The sequence below is a fragment of the Streptomyces lonarensis genome (genome assembly GCF_012033735.1).
Classification (GTDB): domain Bacteria; phylum Actinomycetota; class Actinomycetes; order Streptomycetales; family Streptomycetaceae; genus Streptomyces; species Streptomyces lonarensis.
On sequence record NZ_JAAVJD010000282.1, the window covers coordinates 1 to 5,924 of the forward strand.

Sequence of the window (5,924 nt, forward strand, 5' to 3'; positions counted from 1 at the left end):
TTACGATCTGCAGACGGGAACCGGGAAACCCGGACATCCGGCCGCGACCCGGCGTAAACTGCCCGGCCGCGCCCGCCCCGGCTGCCCGCCCGGTCGGCGGCTGCACCCGGCCGGACAGCGCCGGCCCGCCGCCGTTCACGGCGGCTCCCCCGCCGCCCGGCCCCGGGCGCCGCCGGGCACCCTCGGCCGACGCCGTCCTGATCCGGCGGACGCTCGCCGAGATAGCGCCCGTCGCCGACGACACCACCTCGCACTTCTACGCCCTGCTCTTCCTCGGCAACCCCGAGCTGCGGCAGTTGTTCCCCGCCGCCATGGACACCCAGCGGGACCGGCTCTTCTCGGCGCTGCTCGGGGCCGCGGAACGGCTCGACGACAGCACCGAGCTGAGCCGCTACCTCTCCGACCTGGGGCGCGGCCACCGCAAGTACGGGACGCGGCCCGAGCACTACCCGGCGGTCGGGCAGAGCCTGCTGGGGGCGCTCGCCCGCTACGCGGCGCGGGTCTGGGACCCGGCTACCCGCGCCGCCTGGATTCGCGCCTACACCGTCATCTCGCAGACGATGATCGACGCCGCCGCGGCCGACGAGCAGCGGGCGCCGGCCTGGTGGGAGGCGGAGGTGGTCTCCCACGAACTCCGCACCTCCGACGTCGCGGTGATCACCGTCCGCCCCGACCAGCCGTACCGGTTCACCGCGGGGCAGTACGCCGGGGTCGAGACGCCGTGGTGGCCGCGGGTCTGGCGGACGTACTCCTTCGCGAAGGCCCCGGACCCGGACGGGCTGCTGACCTTCCACGTCAAGGCGGTGCCGGCGGGATGGGTCTCCGGTGCGCTGGTGCGGCGGGCGACGGTCGGCAGCGTGATCCGGCTCGGTCCGCCCGCCGGGTCGATGACGGTGGACCACTCCTCCGACACCGGGCTGCTCTGCCTCGCGGGCAGCACCGGCATAGCACCGATCAAGGCGCTCGTGGAGGACGTCGCCGAACATGGCCGAGGACGGCCGGTGGAGCTCTTCTTCGGTGCCCGCCGGGAGACCGACCTCTACGAGCTGCCGGCGCTGCGGGAGTTGGAGCGGCGCCACCGGTGGCTCTCCGTCCGCACGGTCGTCGCGGACGGTGCCGAACGCACCCTGGCAGGTCAGCTGCCGGACACGGTGCGGCGGCTCGGCCCGTGGCGGGAGTACGACGGCTACCTCTCCGGCCCCGCGGCGATGGTGCGGTCCGGCGTCTCGGCGCTGACGTCCGCCGGCATCCCCGCCGAACGAATCCGCCACGACTTTGTGGATATACGCACCTGAGTGAGAACCTGCGGTGACACGCAGACACATAGCGGCAGGGCTCAGGGGCTTGGGGGGCTATGGCGGAGATCAGCGAACCCGGACGCGGGCCCGGCCGGACGTCCGGACACCCCACCGGCGAGCGCCGGGACGAGACGGCGGACGACGCCGCCCGCGGCGAGCGGGGGTGGCAGCCGCCGGCTGCGGCCGCGGCGGCCCACCGGCCGGGTAACGCCGGCCAGTGGTCGGTCCAGGAGCGGCTGGGCACCACGGAGGCGGCGCGCCGGTTCCACGCCGAGCAGGTCGTCGGCCGACTCAACCGCCGGATGCGGGAGTTCGTCGCCCGGCAGGAGATGTTCTTCCTCGCGACCTCGGACCGGTTCGGCGAGTGCCACAGCACCCTGCGGGCCGGTCCGCCCGGTTTCCTGCGGGCGGTGGACGAGCAGACGCTGGTCTACCCCGAGTACCGGGGCAGCGGGGTGCACGCGAGCCTCGGCAACATCGCCGAGAACCCGCACGCCGGCCTGCTGCTGGTGGACTTCGAGCGGGCGCGGATCGGGCTCCACGTCAACGGCCGCGCCCATCTCCTGGGCGAGGAGGAGTTCCGGGAGGAGCACCCCGAGGTGCCGACCGACCCGGTCCCGGGTCGCCGGGCCCGGCTCTGGGTGCGGATCGACGTCATCACGGCGCACATCCACGGTGCCACGCACATCCCGCACCTGGTGGGGGTGCCCAAGCGCACCCCCCGCGAATGGGGCTCGCAGGACTACCGCCGCCGAGGCGGTGACTTCTTCGGAGTGGCGCGCGCCCGGGCCGCCGCCGCGGGGCCGCCGGCCGTCCCGGCACAGCCGCCCGGCCCGCCCGTCCCCGGCGCGGCCGCGACCGGGACCGGGACGGAGCAGGGGGCGGAGACCCACCCGGCCGACCCGCCGCCCGACCCGGAGGCCGCTGCCGAGCACGGCCACGCGGAAGAGGCGGCGCATCCGGCGGAAGCGCCGGTCGGCGAGCCGGTGGAGCCCGGCGGACCGCCGACCCCGGGCGAGGTCACCTATGTCTCACCGCTGCGCCTCGACGACCCCGCGCCGACACGGTCGGCGCCCGCTACGCCCCCGCCGCCCCCGGCACCGAGCGGTGCGCCGGGCGGGAGACGCGGTGCGCCGGGCGGGCCGGGCACGGGCGGGCCGCAGGACGGCCCGACGCCCGGCACCGACGACGGCACGGCGACGGCACGGACGAGCGCAGCCAGGACGACGGCCGCGCTGCAGACGCTGCGGGAACAGGCGGAGCGGGCGCTCGCGGAGGCCGAGCGGCGCGGCAGGCGCGCCGGGTCGTCCTCCGGTGCGGGCGGCTGGTTCGGCGAGGGCTGACCGCTCGCCTCGCCGTTCCCCCGGCCCCGGGCCGCCGACCGGTGGCGGGCTACTGCGGAGTGCGGCGATACGGACCGGGCGCCACCCCGAGGCGCCGACAGCACCGGCCACGGGGGCGACGCGGCGGAGCAGCGGGCTGCTCAGCGCAGGTCGGGAGCGAGCAGCGCAAGGACGCCCGGCACGTTGCGGGCGAGGTGCTCCAGCAGCGACTCCGGGACCAGATCCACGGAGCGCAGCCCCTCCGGGGTGAACGCCACCCGCACCGTCTCGTAGGTGCCGCACGGCTCGTCGACCTCCGGCCCGTGCCGGAGCGCGGGGTCCATGGAGGCCAGTCGGCAGACGAAGAAGTGCTGCACCTTCAACCCCGGCGGGGTCGGCGGGTCGCCCGGCTGGGGCACGTGCGGCACGGTGTCGACGAACGCCGGCACCACGTCGGTGATCTTTGCGCCGAGTTCCTCGAAGACCTCGCGGTGCAGGGCGTCGAGGACGGAGAGGTCCTCCGGCTCCACACCGCCGCCCGGCGTGATCCAGTACGGCGGCTGGTCGGGCTTGACGCGTTTGATGACGATCAGCTCGTAGGGGCCGCCCGGATTCGGACGGTCGAGCAGGATGGCGCGAGCCGTGCGCTTGACCACCCGGGCTGCCTCGGTCATGCAGGACATCTCGCCACCGGCGCCCCGTGCGAAACATGGTGCCCACGGTGCGGACTCCCGCGTTCCGCTACTCGGTACAGAAGCCAACGCCGTGGGCAGCGCGGGCGGGCAGCGCCCCGCCGCACCCGCTGCGGCGGGGCGGGGCGACCGCCCGGCGGGGTCCGCGGGCGGCCGCCCCGTGATCAGTCGGCGGAGCGAGCCGTCTCGTCCAGCGCCCGGTCGACGTCGGCGATCAGGTCGGCCGCGTCCTCGATGCCGACCGACAGCCGGATGAACCCCGGCGGCACCTGCGCGGCGGGGTGCGCGCCGGCCGGGTCGTCCGCCGCGGAGACCTCACCCGCGCCGTCGCCGGGGGTGGGGCCGGCCGGGGGCTCCGTCCAGCGTGCGCGGCGCTCCGCCATGGAGCGGACCCCGCCGAAGCTGGTCGCCTCCCCGATCACCCGCAGCGCCGCGAGGAACCGCTCGGCGTGGGCGCGGTCGGGGAGGGTGAAGGAGACCACCCCGCCGAAGGCGGACATCTGCGCCGCCGCGACGGCGTGCCCGGGGTCGCCGGGCAGGCCGGGATAGCGGACGTCCGCGACGTCACCGCGTTCGAGCAGCCGCCGGGCGATCGCCAGGGCGTTGGCAGACTGCCGCTCCAAGCGCAGCGGGAGGGTCGCCATGCCGCGGTGCGCCAGCCAGGTCTCCATCGGGCCGGGGACGGCGCCGACGCAGCTGCGCCAGGTCCTGACCGGGCCGAGCAGCGCGGCGTCCCGGGTCGCGACGTACCCGAGCAGGACGTCGCCGTGGCCGCTGAACCCCTTGGTGCCGCTGGCGACGGAGAGGTCGGCGCCGAGTTCCAGCGGGCGCTGGCCGAGCGGCGTCGGCAGGGTGTTGTCGACCGCGACCAGCACGCCGCGCTCGCGGGCGGCGTCGGCGAGGGCCCGGATGTCGCAGGTGTCCAGGCCGGGGTTGGCCGGGGTCTCCAGCCACAGCAGGCGGGCGTCGGCGAGGGCGGCGAGCTGGCCCTCGGTGTCGGCGGTCGCCACCTGGCGGACGGTGACCCCGAACTCGCCGAGTCGATCGCCCAGTTGGTGGACCCCGTGGTAGCCGTCGGAGGGGACGACCACGGTGTCGCCGGGCCGGAGGTGGCCGAAGAGCACGGCGGCCACGGCCGCCATGCCGGAGGCGAACACGGCGGCGTGGGCGGGCTCGCCGGGCGACTCCAGCTCGGCCACGGCGGTCTCCAGCGCCGTCCACGTCGGGTTGGTCTCCCGGCCGTAGGCGTAGGGGGCGCCGGTGGGGTCGCCGGGGAGGTGGAAGTAGGCCGACATCACCGGACCCGGCATCGGCGGCCGGAACGGTTCGGCCGCCGGCAGGCCGGCGTGCGCCGCACGCGTGGCGTCGCCGGTGGCGTCCGGCATGGGCGATGAGTTCGGTGGTGTGGACATGCCGGACAGGCTAACGCCCCCGGTCAGAGAGGTGCGGGGGACGGCCGCATCCCGGAAGCGGCGGACCCGTCCGGCTCCGACGGGGCCCGTCCGGCTCCGGCGCGCCGTCGGTCGGGCGGCGCCGGGGGCGGTGCACCGGGCGCGGGGGACGCGACGCGGCGACGCGGCGACGCGACTGCGGAAACGTCGACGGCCCGCGGCGCACCTGGCGCAGCGGACCGTCGGGGATCGGCCGTCGGGAGGGCGGGTATCGGCCGCGGTGGGTCGCGCCGACCGCGGAGCGGTTCTCAGTCGCGGTCGAAGGCGGCGCTGACGCCCCAGGACACCAGACCGACGATCAGGCCGCCGAGCACCGCCGTCCAGAAGCCGTCCACGTGGAAGGCGTCGCCCGCGATCCAGCTGGTGAGCATCAGCATCAGGGCGTTGATGACCAGGCTGAACAGGCCGAGCGTCAGCAGCAGGAGCGGCAGGGAGAGCAGCCGGACGATCGGCTTGACGATGAGGTTCACCAGGCCGAAGATCAGCGCGACGAGCGCGAGGGTCAGGGCCTGGCTGCCCGTGCTTGCGCCCTCGTCGCCGAGGGTGATTCCATCCAACAGCCAGACCGCGACGGCGAGAGCGGCGGCGTTGGCGATGAACTTGATAAGGATGCTCGTCATATACGGGATCGTTCCAGAAGACGGCGGTCCCAGGGCAAGGGGCGTGGGCGGATGAAGGCTTTCCGGCTGGATCAGCTGGAGGCGGAACGAGCCGCGAACCAGGGGGCGTACCTGCGCTTCCTGCGGGAGCGGACCATGTCGGCCGGGCTCTACGCGCTCGACGCGGGTGCACAGGACACGCAGGGTCCGCACCAGCAGGACGAGATCTACCTGGTGGTGAGCGGCCGCGCCTCGATCACGGTCGGAGAGGAAACAACGCAGGTCGGACGGGGTAGCGTCGTCTTCGTGCCCGCCCTCGTGCCGCACCGCTTCCACCACATCACCGAGGATCTGCGCGTCATGGTGATCTTCTCCCCGCCGGAGGGCTGAGGGCGGCGAGGCGTCCGCGCGACGGCGGTCCGCGGCGGTCCGCAGGGGTTCCGACGGCCGGTGCCGTGGTGCGATCCACGCCATACCCGCGGTCGGGCGTGTCGCAGCGCGGTGGGCCGCGCGTCCCGGCCGGGGCGCGCGGCCGTGCGCCCCGGAGCGTACGGCAGGGCGC

6 protein-coding genes are annotated in these 5,924 nt (G+C 75.5%); 3 read left to right on the forward strand and 3 right to left on the reverse strand.

All coding sequences use genetic code 11. The features are described from left to right. Positions 1-5: 5 nt before the first annotated feature. Together HCN56_RS22770 and HCN56_RS22775 are read left to right on the forward strand one after the other, a co-directional pair. Positions 6-1,295, forward strand: a complete 1,290-nt coding sequence (locus HCN56_RS22770) for a globin domain-containing protein (protein ID WP_312871386.1) — start codon at positions 6-8, stop codon at positions 1,293-1,295. Positions 1,296-1,354: 59 nt separating this feature from the next. Next, a complete protein-coding gene (locus HCN56_RS22775) occupies positions 1,355-2,641 on the forward strand; it encodes a pyridoxamine 5'-phosphate oxidase family protein (protein ID WP_167974113.1) in 1,287 nt (428 codons plus the stop codon). Between the two features lie 140 nt (positions 2,642-2,781). On the opposite strand, the gene HCN56_RS22780 is transcribed toward HCN56_RS22775, so the two are convergent. The 3 genes from HCN56_RS22780 to HCN56_RS22790 form a co-directional block, all read right to left on the reverse strand. Then, a complete protein-coding gene (locus tag HCN56_RS22780; RefSeq protein WP_376770917.1) occupies positions 2,782-3,303 on the reverse strand; it encodes an NUDIX domain-containing protein in 522 nt (173 codons plus the stop codon). Between the two features lie 173 nt (positions 3,304-3,476). Continuing rightward, positions 3,477-4,724 carry a cystathionine gamma-lyase gene (locus tag HCN56_RS22785; RefSeq protein WP_245246920.1) on the reverse strand — a complete coding sequence of 416 codons (1,248 nt, stop codon included), beginning with the start codon at positions 4,722-4,724 and terminating at the stop codon, positions 3,477-3,479. Positions 4,725-5,011: 287 nt separating this feature from the next. Beyond that, positions 5,012-5,383 carry a phage holin family protein gene (locus HCN56_RS22790; RefSeq protein WP_167974117.1) on the reverse strand — a complete coding sequence of 124 codons (372 nt, stop codon included), beginning with the start codon at positions 5,381-5,383 and terminating at the stop codon, positions 5,012-5,014. Between the two features lie 51 nt (positions 5,384-5,434). Here HCN56_RS22790 and HCN56_RS22795 point away from each other — a divergent pair, with 51 nt between their 5' ends. Then, positions 5,435-5,752 carry a cupin domain-containing protein gene (locus HCN56_RS22795; RefSeq protein WP_167974119.1) on the forward strand — a complete coding sequence of 106 codons (318 nt, stop codon included), beginning with the start codon at positions 5,435-5,437 and terminating at the stop codon, positions 5,750-5,752. The last annotated feature ends 172 nt before the right edge of the window (positions 5,753-5,924 follow it).

Bases quoted from the DNA above. Each gene is read 5' to 3' on its own strand.
- HCN56_RS22775 (WP_167974113.1), top strand. From the start codon at position 1,355: ATGGCGGAGATCAGCGAACCCGGACGCGGGCCCGGCCGGACGTCCGGA.
- HCN56_RS22780 (WP_376770917.1), bottom strand. From the start codon at position 3,303: ATGTCCTGCATGACCGAGGCAGCCCGGGTGGTCAAGCGCACGGCTCGC.
- HCN56_RS22785 (WP_245246920.1), bottom strand. From the start codon at position 4,724: ATGTCCACACCACCGAACTCATCGCCCATGCCGGACGCCACCGGCGAC.
- HCN56_RS22790 (WP_167974117.1), bottom strand. From the start codon at position 5,383: ATGACGAGCATCCTTATCAAGTTCATCGCCAACGCCGCCGCTCTCGCC.
- HCN56_RS22795 (WP_167974119.1), top strand. From the start codon at position 5,435: ATGAAGGCTTTCCGGCTGGATCAGCTGGAGGCGGAACGAGCCGCGAAC.